This window comes from Kineosporia rhizophila (assembly GCF_021277265.1).
Classification (GTDB): Bacteria; Actinomycetota; Actinomycetes; order Actinomycetales; family Kineosporiaceae; genus Kineosporia; species Kineosporia rhizophila.
Window position 1 is genome coordinate 1 of sequence record NZ_JAJSOH010000007.1, and the last position, 21,239, is coordinate 21,239.

Sequence of the window (21,239 nt, forward strand, 5' to 3'; positions counted from 1 at the left end):
ATCTTGGCGGGCCGGATCGCGGACGTCGGCGGGCGGCCGGCCGGTGGTTCGTGGGGGTCTTGCGAAGCGTCGGCGTGATCGGCGGCCTCGGGCCGTGATGGGATGACGGTCGTGAACGCGGACGAGATCGAACGGGCGCTGGACGACCTTTTCGACCATGCCCTCGTGTACCACGGGTACACCGACTACATGCGCGACTACGAGTTGATCGTGGCCGTGCAGGGCAGTGCCCATGGCGAAGCGCCGCAAAGCTACCGGCGCTATCTGTTCAGGATCTGCCCGCGCGTCACGGTGACCTCGACCGTGGGGCAGGACGTCTGGCCCAGATCTCTCGACGAACGTCTGCTTCAGGCCGCGGTCCCCGACGGCGGGGCGTATGCCTGGGGTGTGCGTTGGCAGGTGCTCTACCCGGGCGCGGGTCGGCTCGAGACCAGCCGCGAGACCAGACGATGGTCGTCCCGGCTGGGGGTCCCGTTCTACGAAGTAACGCTCGAGGGCAACTGCCACGAGTTGCAACTGCTGTTCTCCGACCTGACGGTCGCTGATCTTGAGGCGGGGTACACGCCGTTCGTGGTGCCCGCCGGAGGTGTACGAGCATGAATGTCGATCGCTGCCCCTGTGGTTGGGGAGACCCGTACGCCCAGTGTTGCGGCCGGTACCACGCCGGTGAGGCCGCGCCTACAGCCGAAGCGCTGATGAGAAGCCGGTACTCGGCCTTCGTGCTGGGCGACGAGGACTACCTGCTGCGCACCTGGGCGCCGGAGAGCCGCCCGGACGACCTGGATCTCGACGAGGACATCGACTGGCAGCGGCTGGTGGTGCTGGAGCGTACCGGGGGCGGGCCGTTCGACGACGAGGGCACCGTGGAGTTCCAGGCCTGGTACCGCTACGACGGCCGGCGCGAAGCCCAGCACGAGGACTCACTTTTCCGTCGTGAACAGGGCCGATGGGTTTATGTCGGACCCCGCGGCTAGGTTGGCCGGACAGCCGACCAGAGGAGTTGTGCCGTGACCACTGCTGAGAACGAAGCCCGGGCCACCGTCGGGTCCGACACCGACACCGACACCGACACCGACACCGGCGCCGAGGTCGAGCTGGATCCGGCCCTGCTCTCCGTCCGCGCCGACTACGACAGGGTGGCCCCCGCCTACACCGATCTCCTGCGCGACAACCTGGCCACCAACTGGGCCAATCAGGCCATGCTCCGGCTCTTCGCCGACCTGGTGCGCGAGGCCGGCCCCGGCCCCGTCGCTGACATCGGCTGCGGGCCGGGCCGGATCACGCCGTACCTGGCCGGGCTCGGGCTCGACGTGTTCGGGGTCGACCTGTCGCCGGGCATGATCGAGGTGGCCCGTCGGGAGCATCCCGGACTGCGGTTCGAGGTGGGCAGCATGACGGCACTGGGGCTCGGCACGCACTCCCTGGCCGGTGCTCTGGGCTGGTACTCACTGATCCACCTGCCCGACCACCTGGTGCCGGTCGCCCTGGCCGAGTTCGCCCGGGTGGTCCGGCCCGGTGGGCATCTGATGCTGGCCTTCCAGCACGGGCAGCAGGTGCGGCACATCGAATCGGCCTACGGGTACGACGACCTCTCGCTGGACCTGCACCGGCGAACCGCCGAAGACTTTGCGCCGCTGCTGACCGAGGCCGGGTTCGAGGTGTTCAGCAGCACGGTGGTGGCCCCGTCGAACGGGGAGCGTGAGTCGCAGGCCTATGTGATCGCCAGGGCGGTGGGGTAGCCAGGAGTCTCAGGCCGGGTGTTTCGCCAGCCATTCGTCCCGGGACACGGCGTACTCCACCTCGCCGTGTTCGTAGCCGGCAATGGGTTCGTCCCAGGTCTCGTGAAAGGTGCGCAGGTAGCGTAGGCCGATCTTGGACATCGTGGCCCGGGAGGCCTCGTTCACGGCCATGGTCTGGGCGATCACCCGCTGCAGACCGAGGCCGGTGAAGGCCTGGTGCAGCAGGGCGATGGAACCCTCGCTGGCCAGGCCCTGGCGCCAGAAACGGGGCAGCAGGCGGTAACCCACCTCGGCCTCGTCCGGGCGGGCAACGCCGTCGTCGAGTACCGGCAGCAGCACCCACCAGCCCACGAAGGCGCCGTCCAGGAAGCCCGTCCAGTAGCCGAGGCCCGGGTGGTCCTGGGCTACTACGAGCCGCCGGTGGTGCGCCTCGACTATGTCGGCGCGCGGACGCGGACGGCCGTTGAAGAGGTAGCGCATGACCTGGGGATCGGTGTCCAGCTCGATCTCGTGGTCGAGGTGCTCGGGGGCCAGGGGAGTCAGGAGGAGGCGTGCGGTGCTGAGGGGCGCCTGCGGCATGAGGCCAGTCTGCCTCAGCGACGAGCGGCCCGAGTCAGGTGCGTTGCGGGGTTCCAGGTGAGCAGTGGCAGCAAGGGGGGATGGTCATGGAACTGACTGGGCGTTCGTCTCCACCGACGTCCCGGCACGTGGGCGCCTTGCCGCCCGCAAACGTCCACAATTCGGGCTTTACGGCCTTACTTGAGGGTTTCGGGCTACATTCGGCTGATGCTCAACGACGGGGAACGGGTGCGGCAGCTCGACCGGGCGTATCGCGAACTGGCCATGTCCACGTTCGTGTTCGAGACGCGTCTCACCCACCGGCTGAGCTATTTCCGCACGTTCGCCTCCCCGCGGATCGCCGGGCTGCTCACCCACACCGGGCAGATGCAGGCCGAACCGCGGCGGCGGGCGTACGACACCGGGCTCATGATGTACGCGCTGATCGAGGCCGGCCTGGAGTCACCGACGGGCCGGCACGCCGTTGCCCGGCTGAACGAGATGCACCGGCGCTGGCGCATCACCAACGACGACTACCTCTGGGTGCTGGGCACCTTCGCGGTGATGAGCGTGCGCACGATCGAGCGGATCGGCTGGCGGGCGATCACCGAGGCCGAGAAGCAGACCGTCATCGACTGGCACGTCGAGCTCGGCACCCGGATGGGCATCACCGACATCCCCACCGACCACGCCACCTTCGATGCCTGGTTCACGGCCTACGAGGCCCGCATGCTGCGCCGCACCGACGCAGGCGAGGAACTGCTGCGCCTTGCGCTGGAGGTGGTCGGTTCGCAGATCCCGCGCCGGATGCGGCGGCCCGTGCTGGCGCTCGCCCCGGTGCTGATCGAAGAGCCGGCCCGGACGGCCCTGGGTCTCGCGCGCCCGAGTCTGCGGGCCCGGGCCGTGGTTGCGGTGGCGGTCAAGGTACGCGCGGTGCGGCGGCGTCGCCTCGGCCCGCCGGCACCGTTCTTCCGCATGGGCGAGGCCAACACCGAATATCCGGACGGCTGGACGCTGGACGACCTGGGGCCGCGCCGGGTGGGAGCCCGGGCTCAGCGTCGCTAGGGCCCGTTCACCGGGAAGTGCCGGGCCAGCACCTCGTCGGCGAGCCGGTCGGCCGCCGGGTCCTCGCAGTCCAACCCGGCGTCGATGATCAGGCGGTAGCTCTCCAGCTTGGCCTGGATCATCGCCCGGTCCTCCTGCAGCTGGGCCAGCTGGGCGTCGATCGTGCTCGCCTGCCGCTCCAGCAGCCCGATCCGGTGTTCCTGGCGCTCCACCGTGTCCGGGCCGGCCTGCACGAACTCGCGCACCTCGGCCACCGGCATGCCGGTGCGGCGCAGCGCCTGCACGGTGCGCACCCAGCGCAGGAGGCCGGGGGAGTAGCGGCGCCTTCCGTCCGGGCCGCGCTCCACGTCGGGGATCAGGCCCTCCTTCTCGTACCAGCGCAGCGAGTCGATGCTGATGCCGGTGCGTTCGGAGACCTCACGGATGCCGATGGCGACGGTTTCTGCGGTCACCCGGCAACGATAGGCGCAGCGTAGGTCAGCGCAGGTCGAGCACGAACCGCCAGCGCACATCGTTCTTGGCCAGCCGGTCCAGGGCCTCCTGGACCCGCTCCGCCGGCAGCACCTCGACGTCGGCGGTGATCCCGTGCTCGGCGGCGAAGGCCAGCATCTCCCGGGTGTCCCGCACACCGCCCGAGCCCGAGGCGGTGATCCGGCGACGGCCCCGCAGCAGGGCCATCGAGTCGACCTCGTAGCGGGGCGGGATGCCGAGCATGCACAGCGTTCCGTCGAAATCCAGGGTCAGCACGTAGGGGCTGATGTCGTGCGGGCCCGAGGCGGTGTCGATGACGACGTCGAAAGCGTTGGCGTGGGCGGCCATCTGGTCGGCCGAGGTGGACAGCACGACCTCGTCCGCGCCCAGGGCAAGGGCATCGGCGCGCTTGCTTTCGGATGTGGTGAACACTGCGACCTGGGCACCGAGCGCCTTGGCGAACTTGACGGTCAGGTGCCCGAGCCCGCCCAGGCCGACTACGCCGACCCGAGTGCCCTCACCTACGCCGTAGCGCTTCAGCGGTTGCCACACCGTGATGCCCGCGCACATCAGCGGCGCCACCCCCGCGGGATCGAGACCCTGGGGGAGTGCATAGACGAAACGGTCACGCACCACCATCTCCCGCGAGTACGCACCGTGGCGGGGAGTGCCATCGCGCCGGTCCACACCGCCGTAGGTCAGGGTGGGGAACTCCAGGCAGTACGACTCCTCTTCGTCCTGGCAGGCCACGCACTCGCCGCAGGAGTCGACGATGTTCCCGACGGCCACCGCATCGCCGGGCTGGAAGGTCGTCACCGAGGAGCCGACCGCAGCCACCTCACCCACGAACTCGTGCCCCGGAACGAGCGGCACATCGGAGGCGTGAGTGATCGCGGTCAGGTCGCTGTGGCAGACCCCGCAGAACGTGATGCGGATACGGACGTCGTCGGGGCGTAGGTCACGGCGCTCGAAGGTCCACGGCTCGAGTCGGCCGCCGGGCGTCAGAACTGCGTAGCCGGTTGTCGTGGTCATGCCGGGAACCCTAGGAACTGGAGTGCACTCCAGCGCAACTCCGGTGAGCCGCGCCCGTCTCGACGCCGGACACCGGGATAGTGGCCGTCAGTTACCTGACGACCACTGGAGCCGCTGTGAGAATCCCGCGCATCGCGGCCTTTTGCCTCATTCTGGTGCTGGCCGGGTGTGGCACCTCGTCGGCCCCGCCGGTAGCCGAACCCTCCCCATCGGTCCCGTCAGCAGCCCCGCCGACTACGCCAATGACATGGATGATCCAGGTCGTAGAGCAACTTCCACGGGGGTGGCGCTGGGAGACCTCGGGGCGGGTGCAGTTGGCTGTTCCGCGCCAGTGGGGCTACGGCACCACGAACCGGCAGTGGTGCTCCCGGCCGAAGAACGAGCAGCCCTTCGTGGGTCGGCCCGGGGCCCTGACCATGCTGGGCTGTGCCGAGTTCAACGAACAGGGCCAGATCGGCGACACCGCGCTCGGTTCCGGCGGGCAGTTCGTCTGGTTCCACGTACACGAGGACGGCGAGACCCGGGCGGCGTCCGAACGGGAACAATTGACGTCCTGGGTCACCGAGGGCGACCGGGTCACCTTCGAGCTGGCCGGCCAGAGGATAGCGATCCAGGCGCCGGCACCGCTGCGCGAAGAGATTCTCGAGACGGTGCGGGTCGTCGAAGTCGACGAGAACGGCTGTCCCGTGGCGGCGCCCTTCCAGAACGACCAGCAATGGCGTCCCCGGGGGGCGGCGGTGACCGAGATGGGCGAGGTGCGGTCGGTATCGGCCTGTCGCTACGGCGGTGCCCAGCTCGCATCCTCGGTAAAGGTGAGCGGGGCGAAGGCTGCCCGGGCCATCCAGGCGATCGCGGCGGCTCCCAAGGGCGGCGGCCCCTACACGCCTGCCGCGAACTGCTCCCAGCCGGAGGATCTGGTGGCAATGGAGCAGATCGTGCTGATGGTCGACGCGGCCGAGTCGGGCATGATCGGGCTGCGTTGGGACGGCTGCCGGCACCGGGGTCTGGACGACGGCACCACGGTGCGACGGTTGACCCGCGCGGCGGTGCTTCCGTTCGTGAGTGGGCCCAACCGGATCACCTCGTGGACCGGCGGCTCGCGGATGGCCCGGATCCTCCTGCCCTGAACCTTCCCCTTGGCCGAACTGCCGATCAGGTCGGCTACGGCTCGGGCCGAATCATTGACGAATCCGGGAGCCGGAACGTCGATGGGTGCGTCTGAGAAACATGGCCGGGACAAGACGAACAACAAATGGACGGCTGGCGGCGTCACTTTTGGTGCTGTTCCTGGCCGGATGCTCAACGTCGGCCCACCAGGAGGTGGGCGCACGGGTGGCCGACGAGCACTCCGCCGTCAGCACGCCAAAGGGTGGCGAGCCCATCGACAGCCCTCCCGAAGGATGGCGTTGGGAGTCCTATCGGGACGTCCGTCTGGCCGTACCGGCTGACTGGGGCTACGGGGTCACACCGAGCCGGATGTGTCGTGGCAAGACCGAAACAAGGCCCCATGTTGGACGTCCCGTCGTAAACCCCGAAGGCGGCCGTTGCGAAACCTCAGACGAGAGGTACGGCAGCACTGGTCAGTTCGTCTGGTTCGGCGTGGAAGAGCCGGCCATGGAGGTCGTGCGCCTCGAAAAGGTGAAAGGTAGAGCTGTCGTTCACCGCGGCCGGGCGGCGATCCAGGTGGGCATGGTCCGCGTCTACGTACGAGCGCCCGAGCCCATCCGTCAGCAGATTCTGGACAGCATCGAATTCACCGACATCGACCACAACAGCTGCCCGGCCCAGGCCCCCTACGCCGGTGACCCGGGCTGGCGTCCGGACGGGCCCGACGTCACGAAGTACCAGGAAATCCGGAGCATCTCAGCCTGTCGGTACGCCGACGCCGAACTGGTCTCGTCCCTGCGGCTCACCGGCGAGCAGGCCACAGACGCACTCGCAGCGATCGGCCGGGCCCCCGAAGGCGGCGGGCCGTTCCACCCGGCTGCCTCCTGCGTCCCCGTCGAGGTCGAGGCCGAGGGCATCGAACAGCTCGTGCTCCAGGTGGACGCGGCCACGTCGGGCACCATCAGCCTGCGCTACGGCGGCTGCAGCAGCACCGGCCTGGACGACGGCGTCACCGTACGCACCCTGACCCGGGACTCGGTGACGCCGTTCCTCCAAGGGCCGAACCGGCCCACCCAGGACTACTGGGCGCTCATGACCCTCTGATACTTCTGCCCGTCGCCGTCCTGACCGCTCTGGTCCTCGCCCAGGTCGAACCGTACCGAGTGCACCAACCCAGCCAGCGCATTGTCGAGCCGGGCGTACTCCGTGCTCACCGGCGTCCCTAGATCGACACCCACGTTGAGAGTCTCGTCGAAGGAGAAGTAGTACGGGATCGTCGCCTCCACCCGGCCCTTGCCGTCGGTGACCCCGTCGACCGAGAGCTCGACCGAACCGCCCAGACCGGCGCCCACCCCGTCGTAGACGAAACCCATCCGGATCTCGTGACGGCCTGTGGTGAGCGGGGTCTCGGTGCGCACCGTGAATCGCTGCAGCCCGAAGTAGTTGTAGTGGTAGGTCGGGCGGCCCTCGACCAGGTAGAGACTCCAGCCGCCGAAACTGCCGCCCTGGGCAATGATCACGCCGCTGCTGCCCTCGACCACCTCGATGTCGGCGGTGATCGTGTGCGAGCGGTTCTTGATGTTCGGCGTGGTCTCCTCGGTGAGCCGCCGCATCCCGCCGTGGTAGGTGATCGTCCGCCGGCCGCCCAGCAGGTCGATCCGCCCGGCCACGGTGGGGTTCTCGCGCTCGGTGACCCGGTCGTCGAGCGGGAACACCTGGTGCTTGGCTGCTTCCACCAGGAACAGGTCCTGCAGGCGGCGCAGTCTCGCCGGGTCCGAGGCGGCCAGGTCGTTGGACTGGGTCCAGTCGGTGGTGAGGTCGTACAGCTCCCAGACGTCGTTCTCGAAGCGGCGTTCCGGGTCGGGGATCATCTGCCAGGGGATGCCGTGACGGGTGACCGCCATCCAGCCCTCGTGGTAGATGCCGCGGTTGCCGCACATCTCGAAGTACTGCGTGGTGCGGCGGTCGGGCGCGCTCTGGTCGTGGAAGGTGTAGCGCATCGAAGTGCCCTCGACCGGCTGCTGGTGCACCCCGTTCACCAGCACCGGCGCGGGCACGCCGACGCAGTCGAGGATGGTCGGGAGCACGTCGATGACGTGGTGGAACTGCTGGCGCACGCCACCGCCGCCGGCGATCCCGCCGGGCCAGTGGATGATCAGGCCGTCGCGGGTGCCGCCGAAGTGCGAGGCGACCTGCTTCGTCCACTGGTAGGGGGTGTTCAGGGCCATCGCCCACCCGGCGGGGCCGATCGGGTAGCTGTCGGGGGTGCCGATCAGGTCGATCTGCTCGATCATCTGCTCCGGGTCGTCGGCGATGCCGTGGCCCAGGCGGTGCTCGTTCAGCGTGCCCTCGACCCCGCCCTCACCGGACGCGCCGTTGTCGCCGAGCAGGTACACGAAGATCGTGTTGTCCAGTTCGCCGAGCTCCCGCAGGGCCTCGACCAGACGGCCGACCTGGGTGTCGGCGTGCTCGGTGAAACCGGCGAAGGTCTCCATGAACCGGGCGGCCAGGCGACGCTGGACCGGGCTCAGTTCGTCCCAGTGCGGAAGCCCCTCGGCCCAGGGCGCCATGGCCGCTTCGGGCGGGACCACGCCGAGTTCCTTCTGACGCTCCAGGATGCGCTCGCGTTCGACGTCCCAACCCGCGTCGAATCGTCCTTCGTACTTCTTCTGCCACGCGGGCGCCACGTGCAGGGGCGCGTGCGAGGCGCCCATGGCCAGGTAGGTGAAGAACGGACGATTGGGGGTCAGGGCACGCTGGGTGCGGATCCAGTCGATGCTCTGGTCGACCAGGTCCTCGGAGAGGTGGTACCCGTCCTCGGGACGACGGGTGGGCTCGAACGGCGTGGTGCCCCGGTACAGCTGCGGGTACCAGTGGTTCATCTCGGCGCCCATGAAGCCGTAGAAGGTGTCGAAGCCCTCACCGGTGGGCCAGCGGTCGAACGGGCCGACCGCGCTGATCTCGCGCGGCGGGGTCTGGTGCCACTTGCCGAACGCGGCCGTGCTGTAGCCGTTGCCCTGCAGGATCTGCGCGAGGGTGGCGGCGCTGGCCGGGCGGAAGCCGCTGTAGCCGGGGGCCGCGGTGGCCATCTCGGTGGTGCCGCCCATGCCGACCGAGTGGCAGTTGCGGCCCGTCATCAGCGACTGCCGGGTGGGGGAGCACAGGGCGTTGACGTGAAAGCGGTTGTACCGCAGGCCCTGCTGGGCCAGCAGCTCCGAGGTGGGCATGCTGATCGGGCCACCGAAGGCGCTGGACGAGCCGAAGCCCAGGTCGTCCAGCACCACGATGACCACGTTCGGCGCCGCCGGGGGTGGGGTGATCGGGCCGATCGCCTCGAACGGCTGGTTCTGGTCGTGGATCCCGACCGCCGTGACGACCGTCTGCTTGCGCTCAGGTACCGGTAGTACGTGCCGCCCGGCCTCGAATTCCGCCATGGCCCTTCCGTCGTCCACGCGACGGTCACCCGCCGCAGAAAATCCCGACGTCTGAGCAGGCGTGCGGGTCAGGGTTTCTCAGGCTGGCACGGCCGACCTGGCAGGACAATGTACGCCACACCGGCGAGGCATCGCGGTTTGTGATGGTTGGTAGAGATCACCGCTATGTCAGCCCACCTGCTGGGGCTCAGGCTGAGGGTGCTCCACCGGCCGGCGGGACGAAACGGTGGTGGTGCGGATGATCCGCGGCCCGGTCAGCGTCGGGCGGGCCAGGACGAAGAGAACGAAGGCGACGGCCGCCAGCGCGGCCCCGATCAGGTAGGTCTCGCGGTAGCCGAAGCCCTGGGCGGCGCCCAGGATCGGCCCGGCCAGCATCGCGCCCACCGGGCCGGCACTGGTGAACAGGGTGGAGGCGTGCCCCGGCCGGCTGGGCACCAGGTCCTGCACGTAGCTGATGCCCAGGCCCTGCAGCAGCGCGATGGCCGAGGCGTTGATCAGCTGGGCGGCGGCGATCTGCCAGGTGTCGGTGGCGGTGGCCACCACCAGCGCGTAGGCCAGGCTGAGCAGCGGCCCGGCCAGGATCAGCAGCCGCAGCCGGTAACGGGCGGCGAGCAGGCCGAAGCCGAGCATCAGCGGGATCTCGATCGCTGCGCACAGGCCCAGGATCAGGCCCGCCTCGCCCAGCCCGCCCTGCACCTCGTCGCGCAGGAACAACGGCAGCGCCTGCAGCGAGAGGTTGCCGGTGCACTGCAGGAGCACGAAGGCGGCGATGGTGAGGACGATCACCCGGCGGCCCTCGTCCCGGCCCGGTGAGACGGTGACCGAGGACGAGCCGGGCTCGGTGGCGCCGACCGCGGCCGGGACGTTGGCGGGGATCATCCGCCAGGCCACCAGGGCGGCGATCACGTACATGGCGGTGGCGAAGCCGTAGACGGCGACGAAGTCGCCCAGGCTGAGCAGGACGGTGGCCAGGAACGGGCCACCCACCCAGGACAGCGACAGGATCGTGCGCAGGGTGGTCATCGTCATCACGGCGTGGGGTGAGCCCTGCAGGCTGACCCGGGCGTGCGCGAAGACCTGGGGAACCAGGGCACTGGCCGCGGCGGTGGCCGTGACGGTCAGCGCCAGGAGGATCCAGAAGTCCCGGACCGACGCGGTGAGCAGTGCGCCCACCGCCCCGATCACGGCGGTGGCGATGATCAGGCCGCGCCGCGAGGGCAGCCGGTCGGACCAGTGGCCCATCGCCATCGAGACGACCACCGAGGACAGCGGGGCCGCGATCAGGAAGATCGTGACCTGCAGGGCCGAGGCCCGGACCGCGTCGGTGAGGAAGAGGGTGAGGAAGGGGACGGCCATCGCACTGGCCAGACCGACACAGAGGAAGACCAACGCCAGCGGGACATGCCGGCGGACAGGGGCGAACACAGCAGACCTCAAGACTGATGAACCGGAATGAGCAGATTCGAAGGTGCCTGCCGCCCTGCAGGCACCTCGAATTACAACGACACGGGCCGCAGAAGTGTTACACCCCCCGACGAGCTGGGGGACGCTGCGGTTGCCGATCCCCGGCGGCGGGCCACGGTAGAGACCGGAAACGGCACTCTGACCTGCTAGGAGGCTCCGGTGGCGAACACCTCGGCGCGCATTCTGTACAAACCGTTCGGTCTGGCCGGCAGCGTCGGCGCCGGTCTGGTGGCCGGGATCGTGTTCAAACAGGTGTGGAAGCGGGTGGCCGACGCCGAGGACGCCCCGGAGGCCAACGACCGCCGGCACAGCTGGACCGAGGTCCTGCTGGCCGCCGCGATCCAGGGCGCGATCTTCGCTGCGGTCAAGGCCGCCGTCGACCGCGCCGGCGCCGGGGCCTTCGAGCGCCTGACCGGTGAGTGGCCGGGCGAGGAGTAGCCGGTCAGTTCTGGGCGATGATCTCCCGCGCGACCTCCAGCGCCCGGTCGACCGGGACGGCGAACCCGATGCCGATGTTGCCGGCCGAGGCCGAGGTGGTGGCGATCGCGGTGTTCACCCCGACCACCCGTCCGGCCAGGTCCACCAGCGGCCCGCCGGAGTTGCCGGGGTTGATCGAGGCGTCGGTCTGCACCATCGGCCGGGCCGCACCTCCGATCCGGGAGGTGCGGTCCACCGCGCTGACGATGCCCGAGGTGACCGTGCCGGACAGGCCCAGCGGGGAGCCGACCGCGATCACCGGCTGGCCGATCCGCAGCGACCGGCTGGTGCCGAGCGGGGCCGCGTCGGGGGCGGAGCCGGTGATCTGGAGCACGGCGATGTCCTCCTCCTCGTCGCTGCCGACCACTGACGCGCGCACGGTGCGGCCGTCGGCCAGCTGCAGGCCGACCTGGGAAACACCCTCCACCACGTGATGATTGGTGATCACCTGGCCCCGGTCGTCGAACACGAAACCGGATCCGGTGCCGCGGCCGGCCCGGACCTGGACCACGCTGGGCAGGATCGCCGCGGCCGCGCTCTCGGTGCCGGCCTGGTTGCCCGGCGGGGCCGGATCCGCGTCCTGCTGCACGATCGTGGGCACCGCGGTCTCGGTGGTGGCCCAGGCGATCGCGCCACCGGTGGTGCCACCGGCCAGAACGGCGGCGAGCAGGAGCGGTGCGGCTCTGGCGGTTCGCGGCTTCGGTTCGATTGAGGACGTCGTTGCCGGGCTTTCGGGGGACGGTTCCCTCTGCGGCAACGGGGGTTTGCGGCCGGGGTTGAAGTCCGGTCCCCGCGGTGTACCGATTCCCGGCCAGGTCCGGGCCATGGTGGCCTGCCAGTCGGTGGTTCCGGAGGACGATCCGTTGCTGGACGGCGTCGTGGGCATGCAGACCTCAGACCAGTCGGGCGAACCAGCGCAGCGAGAGCGCGGCCGCGATCAGGGTGAACAGGAAGGCGGCGGCCGCGAAGTAGGGCGCCAGTTCGCGGGGTTCGGCCACCCAGCCGATCGAGGAGCCGATGTCCTCGTAGACTGCCTGCAGCTCGTCGCTGCTCTCGGCCTGGTAGGCGGTGCCTCCGGTGGACTCGGCCAGCGCGGCCAGGGCCTCGGCGTCGACCGGCACCCGGATCGGGCGTCCGGTGCCGCCGTCCACCACGCCTTCGGGGGTGCCGTAGGCGATCGTCGAGACCGGAACCCCGGCCTCGCTCGCCGCCGCGGCTGCCTCTGAAGGGGAGCGGCCGGTGGTGTTGGAACCGTCGGAGAGCAGCACGATCCGGGCCGGGACGTCCTCGCCGGTGGCGGATTCGCGCACCTGCTCCAGTGAGGCGAACACGCCTTCCCCGATCGCCGTCATCGGCTCCAGAGTCAGCCCGGTCAGGGCGTCCTTGACTGCCTGATGGTCGTTCGTCGGAGTGGCCAGAACCTCAGCGTTGCCGGCGAAACCGACCAGCCCCACCCGGAAGTTGTCCGGCAGGCCGTCGACGAACTGGGTGCCCGCCTCGATCGCGGCCTCCAGCCGGCTCGGGCTCACATCGGTGGCCTCCATCGAGACCGACTGGTCGACCACCACCATCACGGTGGCCTGTTCGCGTGGTACCCGGACGTCGGCCTCGGGGCGCGCCGCGGCCATCACCAGCATGGCCAGAGACAGCAGCCCGAGTCCGCCGGTCAGATGGCGCCGCCAGCCCGGCCTTTCGGGGACGACCCGGTCGAGCAGCGGCAACGCGGCGAACCGGACGGCGTAGCGATTGCGGCGACGCCGCATCAGCGCGGCCGCAATCACCAGGCCCGCCAGAGGAATCAGCAACAGGAGAAACCACGGCGACAAGAACGTCATCTGTTCGACCTCCTTCTGCCCCGGCTCCGGAAGCGGCCGGAGCGGACGGCCCGCAACAGGTCGGCGAGCCAGTCCTGGTCGGTGCGAAGTTGCAGGTGCACCGCCCCGGCGTGCCGCACGGCCTCGGCCACGGCTGCGCGGTGGGCCGCTGCGGCCTCGGCATAGCGAGCCCGCAGCCGGGGATCGCCGGTGTAAACGTCTCTTCGACGTCCGGTTTCCGGATCCTGCAGCACCACGTGCCCGACGTCGGGCAGCTGCAGTTCACGGGGATCCACCACCTCCAGCACGATCACGTCGTGCCGGGAGGCGAGCCGGCGCAGAGGCTGTTCCCAGTCGAACGGCCGGCTGAAAGCACCCTCGGGAGAGAGCAGGTCGCTGACCACCACGCACAGGCCCGGCCGGGCCGCTCGGCGCGCCAGGGCATCGATCATCTCGGCGAGCCCGTCGGCCGGCGTGCCGTGGCGTTCCGGTTCGTCCTGGGAGGCCAGCCGCATCAACCGCCGCGCCGCCACCCGCGCGGCGACCGGACGCGTCCACACCGGACCTCGGGCCGAGAAGGCGAGCGTGCCCATCCGGTTCCCGGGCTGGTCGGCGAGCAACCCCACGGCGGCGGCCAGTTGCCCGGCCAGGTCCGCCTTCTCGGCCTGCGCGGTGCCGAAGGCCATGCTCGCCGTGCGGTCCAGCAGCAGCCACGTGTCCAGGGCGTGCTCCGCCCGCGTCCGCCAGACCTGGGGCTCCGAGGCCCGGGCGGTGGCGTTCCAGTCGATCCGCCGGATGTCGTCGCCCGGCCGGTAGCGGGTCAGCTCCTCGGTCTCGCTGCCCGGCCCCAGCCGTAGCCCGCGATGCTCCCCGGCGAGCGGGCCGTCGATCCGGCGCTGCACCATCAGGTCCAGCCGGCGGAAGGCGCCGAAACTGCTCACGCCACCTCCTGCTGGTGTTGTTGCAGCGGCGCCACCTCGGGCACCGGCTGGCTGGCCACGACCTGGGCGATCACGTCCCGCGGTTCCACGCCGTCGGCCAGCGCGTCGAAGGTCAGCACCAGCCGGTGGGCCAGTACGTCGGGGGCCAGGTCGGCGATGTCGAAGGGCAGCACGTAGTCGCGGCCGCGCAGCAGGGCCAGCGCCCGGGCCCCGGCGACCAGGCCGAGCGTGCCGCGCGGGCTCACCCCGTGCTCCAGCACGTTCTGCAGCCCGGGCAGCCCGTACTCGGCCGGGCGGCGGGTGGCCATGGTCAGGCGCACCACCCACTGGGCCAGGGCGTGGTGCACGAACACGTCGTCGGCGGCCTCCTGCAGGGCCAGCACCTGGGGCAGTGAGAGCACCGGCCGGGCCGACGGCGGGCGCACGCTCATCCGCTGCAGGATGCTCAGTTCCTCCAGCTCGTCCGGGTGCGGCACGTCGACCTTCAGCAGGAACCGGTCGCGCTGGGCCTCGGGCAGCTCGTACACGCCCTCGGTCTCGATCGGGTTCTGGGTGGCCAGCACCAGGAACGGCGCGGGCAGGGGATAGGTGACCCCGCCGATGCTGACCTGCTTCTCGGCCATCGCCTCGAGCAGCGCCGACTGCACCTTGGCGGGGGCCCGGTTGATCTCGTCGGCCAGCACCAGGTTGGCGAACACCGGGCCGGGCTCGGTGTCGAAGCTCTCGGTCGAGGGCCGCCAGACCCGGGTGCCGACGATGTCGCCGGGCATCAGGTCGGGGGTGAACTGCAGCCGGTGGAACGAGCCGCCGACCACCTCGGCCAGGGTGCGCACGGCCAGCGTCTTGGCCACCCCGGGCACCCCCTCGAGCAGCACGTGCCCGCGGGCCAGCAGTCCCACGGCCATCCGCTCGACCATCCGGTCCTGCCCGACCACCACCTTCTTCACCTCGAACAGGGCCTGCTCCAGCAGGGGGCCGGGCTGGGCCAGGGCGCTCACAGCTCGGCCCGGGGATAGGTGAGGGTGGCGGTGCCCTTCTCCGGGCAGTCGTACGTCCGGGTGGCGCCGTCCACGATCATGTAGCCGCTCTCGACCGGCTCCGGTGTGTCTTCGGCGTAGGCGAACGCCAGGCCGGTTCCGCCCGCCGTCAGCACCGCGGTGACCGCGGTGACCAGCAGGATCTGTCGTGTCCGAGGCTGCGGGGCAGGCATCTGATTCGGTCTCCTCGTTCGGGCTCCAGGGGAACCACCCGGGCCGCGGAGGCGGCTCCGGAGGGGAGAGTGCGGCCCGGGTGGCACCGGGTCCGCCCGGCCGGAGCAGCGGTCGTGGAGAACCCGGTGACCGCACTTCATCAAGAAGGGGCGAAAACCCCGGTAAGCCGGGACGAAAGCGGACCGAAAGCGAGGTCGCCCCCCGTACCGGAGCAAAGTTAGATTGACCCGGTGAGGTTGCTGATCGTCGAGGACGAGTCCGGCCTGGCCGGCGCCCTGCGGATCGGCCTGGAGCGCGAGGGCTACGCCGTCGACCTGGCCGATTCCTGCGCCCAGGCCCGCGAGAAGCTCTCGGTCTGGGACTACGACGTGCTGCTGCTCGACATCAACCTGCCCGACGGTGACGGTTTCACCCTGGCCGAGCAGATCCGGGCCGGCCAGGCCGGGTCGGTGGCCGGCCCGGACATGCGCATCCTGATGCTGACCGCCCGCAGCCGCCTGCCCGACCGGGTCCGCGGCCTGGACTCGGGCGCCGACGACTACCTGGTCAAGCCGTTCGCCCTGGCCGAGCTCAGCGCCCGGCTGCGGGCCATCCTGCGCCGGGAGGTGCGGGCCGTGTCCTCGTCGGTGATCGAGGTGGCCGACGTGCGGCTCGACACCGCCCGGCAGCTGGCCCGCCGCGGTGAACGCGAACTCCCGCTCACCCGCAAGGAGTTCGCGCTGCTGCGCTACCTGATGAGCAAGCCCGGGCACCTGGTGGCCGCCGAGGAACTGCTCGAGCACGTCTGGGACGAGAACGCCGACCCGTTCACCCAGACCGTGCGGGTCACGGTGGGCACGCTGCGCCGCAAGCTCTCCTCCGAGGGCGAACCCCAGCTGCTGGAGACGGTGGTCGGGCGCGGCTACCGGCTGCGCGAAGAGCCACCCGGCGCCGCCTGATGGCCCGCCCCGCCCTTCCCGCCTGGAGCCGCACCGTCCGCGCCCGGATCACCCTGCTCACCTCGGCCCTGCTGGTGCTCGCCACCGCCGTCATCCTGCTGGCCGTGTACCTGGTGCTGTCCTGGACGATCGACGCCGAGCCGCTCGACCCGGTCACGGTGAAGAAGTACTGGCGCTCGGCCGACGGCGAGTACCACTACAAGCCCGGCGCCGAGTTCCAGGCCGCCGACATCGCCGACCTGCAGCGCGCGGTGAACTACAACACCCTGGAGCGGCTGCGCACCTTCTCGTTCCTCGCCCTGGCCGTGATGTTCCTGCTCAGCCTGGTGATCGGCTGGTTCGTGGCGGGCCGCACGCTGCGCCCGGTGGGCCGGATCACGGCCACCGCCCGGGAGATCAACGCCACCGACCTGACCCGCCGGATCGGTGCCCAGGGCCCGCACGACGAGCTGCGGGGTCTGGCCGACACGATCGACGCGATGCTCGGCCGCCTCGACGACGCCTTCCGGGCCGAACGTGACTTCGTCGAGGACGTCTCGCACGAGCTGCGCAACCCGGTGGCGGTGATCCGGGCCAACGTGGAGGCGGTCCTGGCCGACGAGAGCTCCACCCCCGAGCAGCGCCAGGAGGCCACCGCCGTGGTCACCCGCGCCACCGACCGGATGTCCCGCCTGCTCGAAGACCTGCTGGCCACCGCCCGCCGCCGTTCCGGAGCCTTCGAGGACGTGGACGTCGACCTGGCCGCGGTGGCCGCCGACGCGCTCGACGAGCACCGGGTCCTGGCCGCCGGCCGTTCGCTGCACCTACGCGAGCGCCTGGCCACCGGCCCCACCGCCTACGGCGAGCCCGGCATGCTCAACCGCGCCGTGGGCAACTTGCTGTCCAACGCGATCCGCCTCGCCCCAACGGGTTCCACGGTCACCACCGCGGCCGGCAGCCAGGCCGGCTGGGCCTGGATCGCGGTGCGCGACGAGGGGCCCGGCATCCCCGAAGACGAACAGGAGCGGGTGTTCGACCGGTTCGTCCGGGGTACCAACGGCTCCAACGGCACCGACGGTTCCAACGGCAATGGCCACCACGTCGGCACCGGGCTCGGGCTGCCGATCGCCCGGCAGGTGGTGGAGAGCCACGGCGGGCGCCTGGTGGTGTTCAGCGAAGTGGGAGTGGGCAGCACTTTCGTCATCTGGCTGCCGGATCGCGCGGTGGCCCGACAGAACAATGGACGCGAGTCAGGACCACCGTCGAACGACCCCTTTGGGTCGCGGGCCGGGTAGGTACGCAGGAAGCGCTCCGCGCCGGCCTATGGGTCGAGGCTCGAGTTGAACGTGTACAGATGGTCCACCTGGTACCAGGTGTACACGTCGCGAGGGGTCCGGAACGGAGGCGCCACCCCGGGTGACTGCCGATTGCGTTCGGCTGCCACGCGCCGTCCAGTACCTCGGTATGTCCGTCACATCCGGTACATTCGGTGCTCATGGCCTCCCGTATCAGCGAACTGGTCCTCGGCTGTCGCGATCCCGAACTGCTGGCGCGGTTCTGGTGCGAGGTCCTCGACTTCGTGATCCTCGACCGCGAGCACGACGGCACGCTGGAGATCGGGCCGCGGGAGGGCTTCGGCGGCGCCCAGCCCACGATCATCCTGAGCGCTCGCGCCGAGCCCGAACCAGGAAAGTCCCGGCTGCACATCGACATCAACGCGACCGACCGCGACCAGGACGCCGAGCTGGAGCGTCTGCTCGCGCTCGGCGCCCGCCGGGCCGACATCGGCCAGGGCGACGAGGACAACTGGCACGTTCTCGCCGACCCCGAGGGCAACGAGTTCTGCCTGCTGCGGGCCCGGCTCGAGCCGCTCCCCTAGAGGTCCGGGGTCCCGCCCCGGCTGTTCCAGGCCGGTTAAGGTTTTCGCCGTGGAACTCCTCCTGCTCTCCAACTCGACCAATCACGGCGGCCGTCCCTGGGCCCACGCCGCCTCCGAGCTCGCCGAGTTCGCGGCCGGGGCCGACACCGGCGCCGGCGTGTTCGTTCCCTACGCCTTGGCCGACCACGACGCCTACACCGAAGCGGTGGCCAAGCCGTTCGCTGCCGCTGGCGTCGAGCTGACCGGGCTGCACACCGCCGAGGACCCGGTCGCCGCCGTGACCGCGGCCCGGTTCATCGTCGTCGGGGGCGGCAACACCTTCCGCCTGCTGCGCGCGCTCCAGCGTTCGGGGCTGATCGAGCCCCTGCGTCAGGCAGTGGCCGGCGGGGCCCGTTACGTCGGCGCCAGCGCCGGCACGAACATCACCGCCCCGACCATCCGCACCACCAACGACATGCCGATCGTCGAGCCCGACTCCTTCCGAGCCCTGGAACTGGTTCCGTTCCAGATCAATCCGCACTACGTCGACGCCGACCCGGACAGTCGGCACATGGGCGAGACGCGCGAGACCCGGCTGCGGGAGTTCGGCGAGGAGAACGACGTGGCCGTGCTCGGGCTGCGCGAGGGTACCTACCTGCGGGTCTCCGGCGACACCGCGAAGATCGGCGGCAAGGCCGTGTCTGCACACGCGCCCGGCCCGGCCATCCTGTTCCGCCGCGGCGGTGAACCGGAAGAGATCTCCGGCGACGTCAGCGGTCTGCTCAGTTTCCCGGCCGAGTTCGACGTGCCTGAGGAGCTACCGGCCTAAGGGCGGGCGGTGGTTAGCAGTTGCTCGGCGAGTTCCGACCGCCGGTAGAGCACCGAGCGGCCGTGCCGGACCGCGACCAGCAGGCCCGCTGCTCGCAGTGCCCGTAGGTGCTGGTTGACGGCGGTGGGGGTGACTCCCAGGCCCACCGCCAGTTCGGTCGAGGACGCCGGTGCCGCCAGCCGCTGCAGCAGGGCGGCCCGGTGCGAACCAAGGACACCGGCAAGGGCTTCGGGGGCGGGTGGGGGAGCGCTCTCCCAAACGGTGGCGCTGCCGCGGGCCAGGTAGATGATGGTCGGGGGTTCCGCGGGGGAGACCGGGACGCACGCCGCGCTGGTCCAGAGGGTGGGAACCAGGGTGAGACCCTGGTCGGCCCGGCGGACCCAGCCCGACCCGGAAGGTGAGCTGACCTCGACCTTGTCCCCCTTCATCCGCACCCGGTCCGACAGGTCGGCGAACATGCCCGAGAGGCCGTGCTGGGCGATCTGCCGCCCGCGGTAGGTGACATCGGCCTCCAGCACCGCTCGCATCCGCGGCCAGTCCGGGGCGAAACACAGCCGCCAGTAGTCCTCCAGGGCGCGGACCACCCGCTGCACCGCCTGGCGTCCCCGCAGCACGGCCGGAACTCCGGCGTCGCCCTGGTAGGCCGCCCTCAGGTCGTGGCGGACCGTCGAGGCCGGGACACGCTGCAGCCGGGGCAGTTCGTCCTCGAAGCGGGTCAGCGGCGAATCCGGTTGCGGGGTAAGGAAGTCCGGCACCCATCGGCGCGGTGAGACCAGTGCCTGCAGCACCTCGGTGTCGAGCTGTTCGTGCAGCGGCCGGGTACGCCGGATCCAGGGCAGGTGCAGCGGGTACCGCCCCGGATCGCGCCAGCTGCGCAGCGACAGCACCAGCTCGTTCAGGGGCGAGATGCCGAACCGGACGTCGCCCAGGGCCGAGCCGGTCAGTTCGTAGCCCACCACCATGAAGCAGAACGCTACATCGATCGCGGCCGCGGGCCGACCCCGCTGCACTGTGCCCATGCTCTCGTTGCCCCTGCTCTCGTCCCGACTCAAAGCGCCGGCCGGGCAGCGGGACCCGGTCCTGTCGGCGCTGTTCCTCTCCTCGGCCGCCACGGCCACGGCTCTGGGGCTCGGCTTCACCCTGAGCGCGCTGTACCTGACCCGGGTAGCCGGAATCCCCTCCCGCACGGTCGGAGTCGGGCTCACCGTGGCCGGTGTCTTCGCCATTGCGACCACTTTCCTGGCCGGAAGGCTCAGCGACCGGTACGGAGCGCGGGCCGTGATGATCGGGGCGGCGCTGGTCCAGTCCGCCGCCCTGGCCGGGTACTGCCTGCTGGACGGCAATGTGGCCGCGTTCGTGCTGCTGGCCGCCGCGCTGCTCGGCGCCCAGGGCGTCCACGGCACGGCCAAGGTCACGCTGGTCGCCCAGGCCTTCTCCGGTGGCGACCGGACCGCGACGCGAGCCCGGATCCGGGTGGTCACGAACGTCTTCGTGGCCGCGGGTTCGGGTCTGGGGGCGATCGTGCTGGCCATCGGCACCGCGTCCGCCTACCGGACCGGCCTGGTCGTGGCGGCGCTCCTGGTGCTGGGCTCGATCCTGCCGCTGGCCTCACTGACCATGGAGGCCGCCGCGCCGGTGACCCCGGCCCACGCCCCGAGCAGCTCGGCGCCGCTGCGCGACCGGCGCTATCTGGCCGTCACTGCTCTCAACGGGGTCATCCACGTGCAGTTCGAGGTGCTCACTCTGGGTCTGCCGCTGTGGGTGGCGGGGCACACCGAGGCCCCGGAGGCCCTGATCGGAGGGCTGATCGTGCTCAACACCGTGGTGGTGACCATGCTGCAGGTCCCGGCCACCCGATGGGTCACCGACGTGGACCGGGCCGGGCGCACCGTCTTCGGCGCCACCGGGATGCTGGCCCTGGCCTGCGTCCTGTACCCGGTCGCGGGCGCTCTGGGAGCCCTGACCGCCACGGCCGTCCTGGTGGCCGCGGTGGTGGTGCACTCCCTGGGGGAGGTGCTGTCCGAGGCCGGGGGCTGGGAACTGGCCTTCGAGTTGGCCGACCCGGCCCGTCCCGGCGCCTATCAGGGCGTCAGCCAGACCGGTGCGGCCGTGGGCGCGGCGCTCGCCCCTGCCGTGATCACCTCCAGCGCACTGGCGTACGGGCTGCCCGGGTGGCTCCTGCTCGGCGGTGCCTTCCTCGCAGCCGGGGCGGGCACCCGGGCACTCAGCCGGGACGCTCGTCCCTGATCTTGATCTGGGGCTGAGGAACGGTTGATCCGGTGAGGCCGGGGCGGCGAGTAACGTCGCGCCCCGTTCAGCCCC

The 21,239-nt window shown here is 70.7% G+C and carries 23 protein-coding genes; 12 read left to right on the forward strand and 11 right to left on the reverse strand.

Annotation, left to right across the window (positions count from 1 at the left end):
• The first annotated feature begins 111 nt into the window (after positions 1 to 111).
• From LWF15_RS12410 to LWF15_RS12420, 3 genes are read left to right on the forward strand one after another with little or no spacing between them, the layout of a single operon-like run.
• Positions 112 to 600, forward strand: a complete 489-nt coding sequence (locus LWF15_RS12410; protein WP_232810618.1) for a YxiG-like protein — start codon at positions 112 to 114, stop codon at positions 598 to 600.
• Positions 597 to 974, forward strand: coding sequence for a YchJ family protein (locus tag LWF15_RS12415; protein WP_269810063.1), 378 nt, complete (start codon positions 597 to 599; stop codon positions 972 to 974). Before LWF15_RS12410 ends, LWF15_RS12415 begins: the two co-directional genes overlap by 4 nt.
• A gap of 33 nt (positions 975 to 1,007) precedes the next feature.
• Positions 1,008 to 1,739: a class I SAM-dependent methyltransferase gene (locus tag LWF15_RS12420; protein WP_232810620.1), complete on the forward strand. Its 732-nt coding sequence runs from the start codon at positions 1,008 to 1,010 to the stop codon at positions 1,737 to 1,739.
• 9 nt (positions 1,740 to 1,748) lie between these two features.
• Here the strand turns inward: LWF15_RS12420 and LWF15_RS12425 are convergent, their stop codons facing one another.
• Positions 1,749 to 2,318, reverse strand: coding sequence for a GNAT family N-acetyltransferase (locus LWF15_RS12425; RefSeq protein WP_232810621.1), 570 nt, complete (start codon positions 2,316 to 2,318; stop codon positions 1,749 to 1,751).
• Between the two features lie 207 nt (positions 2,319 to 2,525).
• Between LWF15_RS12425 and LWF15_RS12430 the strand changes: the two genes are divergently transcribed.
• Entirely contained in the window at positions 2,526 to 3,362 is an 837-nt protein-coding gene (locus LWF15_RS12430) for an oxygenase MpaB family protein (RefSeq protein ID WP_232810622.1), read from the forward strand.
• Here LWF15_RS12430 and LWF15_RS12435 read toward each other — a convergent pair.
• Together LWF15_RS12435 and LWF15_RS12440 are read right to left on the reverse strand one after the other, a co-directional pair.
• On the reverse strand, positions 3,359 to 3,814 hold the full coding sequence (locus LWF15_RS12435) for a MerR family transcriptional regulator (protein WP_232810623.1): 456 nt from the start codon (positions 3,812 to 3,814) through the stop codon (positions 3,359 to 3,361). The two genes, LWF15_RS12430 and LWF15_RS12435, sit on opposite strands and share 4 nt — an antisense overlap.
• 25 nt (positions 3,815 to 3,839) lie before the next feature.
• Positions 3,840 to 4,865 carry an NAD(P)-dependent alcohol dehydrogenase gene (locus LWF15_RS12440; protein WP_232810624.1) on the reverse strand — a complete coding sequence of 342 codons (1,026 nt, stop codon included), beginning with the start codon at positions 4,863 to 4,865 and terminating at the stop codon, positions 3,840 to 3,842.
• Positions 4,866 to 5,116: 251 nt separating this feature from the next.
• Here LWF15_RS12440 and LWF15_RS12445 point away from each other — a divergent pair, with 251 nt between their 5' ends.
• Complete coding sequence (locus tag LWF15_RS12445) at positions 5,117 to 5,992, forward strand: hypothetical protein (protein WP_232810625.1); 876 nt, start codon at positions 5,117 to 5,119, stop codon at positions 5,990 to 5,992.
• A gap of 487 nt (positions 5,993 to 6,479) precedes the next feature.
• Entirely contained in the window at positions 6,480 to 7,076 is a 597-nt protein-coding gene (locus LWF15_RS12450) for a hypothetical protein (protein ID WP_232810626.1), read from the forward strand.
• Here the strand turns inward: LWF15_RS12450 and LWF15_RS12455 are convergent.
• Together LWF15_RS12455 and LWF15_RS12460 are read right to left on the reverse strand one after the other, a co-directional pair.
• Positions 7,052 to 9,406 (reverse strand): arylsulfatase, encoded by a 2,355-nt coding sequence (locus tag LWF15_RS12455; RefSeq protein WP_232810627.1) that lies wholly within the window; start codon positions 9,404 to 9,406, stop codon positions 7,052 to 7,054. The genes LWF15_RS12450 and LWF15_RS12455 overlap by 25 nt on opposite strands.
• A gap of 168 nt (positions 9,407 to 9,574) precedes the next feature.
• Positions 9,575 to 10,831: a sugar efflux transporter gene (locus tag LWF15_RS12460; protein ID WP_232810628.1), complete on the reverse strand. Its 1,257-nt coding sequence runs from the start codon at positions 10,829 to 10,831 to the stop codon at positions 9,575 to 9,577.
• Between the two features lie 198 nt (positions 10,832 to 11,029).
• Here LWF15_RS12460 and LWF15_RS12465 point away from each other — a divergent pair, with 198 nt between their 5' ends.
• Positions 11,030 to 11,308: a DUF4235 domain-containing protein gene (locus LWF15_RS12465; protein ID WP_232810629.1), complete on the forward strand. Its 279-nt coding sequence runs from the start codon at positions 11,030 to 11,032 to the stop codon at positions 11,306 to 11,308.
• A gap of 4 nt (positions 11,309 to 11,312) precedes the next feature.
• Here LWF15_RS12465 and LWF15_RS12470 read toward each other — a convergent pair whose 3' ends face one another.
• From LWF15_RS12470 to LWF15_RS12490, 5 genes are read right to left on the reverse strand one after another with little or no spacing between them, the layout of a single operon-like run.
• The gene (locus tag LWF15_RS12470; RefSeq protein WP_232810630.1) at positions 11,313 to 12,233 is read right to left on the reverse strand and encodes a S1C family serine protease; all 921 of its coding nucleotides are present in this window, start codon (positions 12,231 to 12,233) and stop codon (positions 11,313 to 11,315) included.
• 7 nt (positions 12,234 to 12,240) lie between these two features.
• Positions 12,241 to 13,182 carry a VWA domain-containing protein gene (locus LWF15_RS12475; RefSeq protein ID WP_232810631.1) on the reverse strand — a complete coding sequence of 314 codons (942 nt, stop codon included), beginning with the start codon at positions 13,180 to 13,182 and terminating at the stop codon, positions 12,241 to 12,243.
• The gene (locus LWF15_RS12480) at positions 13,179 to 14,102 is read right to left on the reverse strand and encodes a DUF58 domain-containing protein (RefSeq protein ID WP_232810632.1); all 924 of its coding nucleotides are present in this window, start codon (positions 14,100 to 14,102) and stop codon (positions 13,179 to 13,181) included. Before LWF15_RS12480 ends, LWF15_RS12475 begins: the two co-directional genes overlap by 4 nt.
• Positions 14,099 to 15,100 (reverse strand): AAA family ATPase, encoded by a 1,002-nt coding sequence (locus LWF15_RS12485; protein ID WP_232810633.1) that lies wholly within the window; start codon positions 15,098 to 15,100, stop codon positions 14,099 to 14,101. Before LWF15_RS12485 ends, LWF15_RS12480 begins: the two co-directional genes overlap by 4 nt.
• Positions 15,097 to 15,312, reverse strand: a complete 216-nt coding sequence (locus LWF15_RS12490) for a hypothetical protein (protein ID WP_232810634.1) — start codon at positions 15,310 to 15,312, stop codon at positions 15,097 to 15,099. The genes LWF15_RS12485 and LWF15_RS12490 overlap by 4 nt, the downstream gene beginning before the upstream one ends.
• Before the next feature lie 231 nt (positions 15,313 to 15,543).
• Between LWF15_RS12490 and LWF15_RS12495 the strand changes: the two genes are divergently transcribed.
• From LWF15_RS12495 to pepE, 4 genes are all read left to right on the forward strand, one after another.
• Positions 15,544 to 16,251, forward strand: a complete 708-nt coding sequence (locus LWF15_RS12495) for a response regulator transcription factor (RefSeq protein ID WP_232810635.1) — start codon at positions 15,544 to 15,546, stop codon at positions 16,249 to 16,251.
• On the forward strand, positions 16,251 to 17,525 hold the full coding sequence (locus LWF15_RS12500) for a sensor histidine kinase (RefSeq protein ID WP_232810636.1): 1,275 nt from the start codon (positions 16,251 to 16,253) through the stop codon (positions 17,523 to 17,525). Before LWF15_RS12495 ends, LWF15_RS12500 begins: the two co-directional genes overlap by 1 nt.
• A gap of 200 nt (positions 17,526 to 17,725) precedes the next feature.
• Entirely contained in the window at positions 17,726 to 18,109 is a 384-nt protein-coding gene (locus LWF15_RS12505; protein ID WP_232810637.1) for a VOC family protein, read from the forward strand.
• 49 nt (positions 18,110 to 18,158) lie between these two features.
• Entirely contained in the window at positions 18,159 to 18,917 is a 759-nt protein-coding gene (gene pepE / locus LWF15_RS12510) for a dipeptidase PepE (protein ID WP_232810638.1), read from the forward strand.
• Here pepE and LWF15_RS12515 read toward each other — a convergent pair.
• The gene (locus LWF15_RS12515) at positions 18,914 to 19,936 is read right to left on the reverse strand and encodes an ArsR/SmtB family transcription factor (protein ID WP_232810639.1); all 1,023 of its coding nucleotides are present in this window, start codon (positions 19,934 to 19,936) and stop codon (positions 18,914 to 18,916) included. The two genes, pepE and LWF15_RS12515, sit on opposite strands and share 4 nt — an antisense overlap.
• On the opposite strand from LWF15_RS12515, the gene LWF15_RS12520 reads away from it, so the two are divergent.
• Entirely contained in the window at positions 19,935 to 21,164 is a 1,230-nt protein-coding gene (locus LWF15_RS12520; protein ID WP_232810640.1) for an MFS transporter, read from the forward strand. The two genes, LWF15_RS12515 and LWF15_RS12520, sit on opposite strands and share 2 nt — an antisense overlap.
• Positions 21,165 to 21,239 lie beyond the last annotated feature (75 nt).

Excerpts from the sequence above, each read along its gene's own strand:
- LWF15_RS12415 (WP_269810063.1), top strand. The coding sequence starts at position 597 with ATGAATGTCGATCGCTGCCCCTGTGGTTGGGGAGACCCGTACGCCCAG.
- LWF15_RS12425 (WP_232810621.1), bottom strand. The coding sequence starts at position 2,318 with ATGCCGCAGGCGCCCCTCAGCACCGCACGCCTCCTCCTGACTCCCCTG.
- LWF15_RS12430 (WP_232810622.1), top strand. The coding sequence starts at position 2,526 with ATGCTCAACGACGGGGAACGGGTGCGGCAGCTCGACCGGGCGTATCGC.
- LWF15_RS12440 (WP_232810624.1), bottom strand. The coding sequence starts at position 4,865 with ATGACCACGACAACCGGCTACGCAGTTCTGACGCCCGGCGGCCGACTC.
- LWF15_RS12445 (WP_232810625.1), top strand. The coding sequence starts at position 5,117 with ATGATCCAGGTCGTAGAGCAACTTCCACGGGGGTGGCGCTGGGAGACC.
- LWF15_RS12450 (WP_232810626.1), top strand. The coding sequence starts at position 6,480 with ATGGAGGTCGTGCGCCTCGAAAAGGTGAAAGGTAGAGCTGTCGTTCAC.
- LWF15_RS12455 (WP_232810627.1), bottom strand. The coding sequence starts at position 9,406 with ATGGCGGAATTCGAGGCCGGGCGGCACGTACTACCGGTACCTGAGCGC.
- LWF15_RS12470 (WP_232810630.1), bottom strand. The coding sequence starts at position 12,233 with ATGCCCACGACGCCGTCCAGCAACGGATCGTCCTCCGGAACCACCGAC.
- LWF15_RS12475 (WP_232810631.1), bottom strand. The coding sequence starts at position 13,182 with ATGACGTTCTTGTCGCCGTGGTTTCTCCTGTTGCTGATTCCTCTGGCG.
- LWF15_RS12490 (WP_232810634.1), bottom strand. The coding sequence starts at position 15,312 with ATGCCTGCCCCGCAGCCTCGGACACGACAGATCCTGCTGGTCACCGCG.
- LWF15_RS12500 (WP_232810636.1), top strand. The coding sequence starts at position 16,251 with ATGGCCCGCCCCGCCCTTCCCGCCTGGAGCCGCACCGTCCGCGCCCGG.
- LWF15_RS12505 (WP_232810637.1), top strand. The coding sequence starts at position 17,726 with ATGGCCTCCCGTATCAGCGAACTGGTCCTCGGCTGTCGCGATCCCGAA.
- LWF15_RS12520 (WP_232810640.1), top strand. The coding sequence starts at position 19,935 with ATGCTCTCGTTGCCCCTGCTCTCGTCCCGACTCAAAGCGCCGGCCGGG.
- LWF15_RS12515 (WP_232810639.1), bottom strand. The coding sequence starts at position 19,936 with ATGGGCACAGTGCAGCGGGGTCGGCCCGCGGCCGCGATCGATGTAGCG.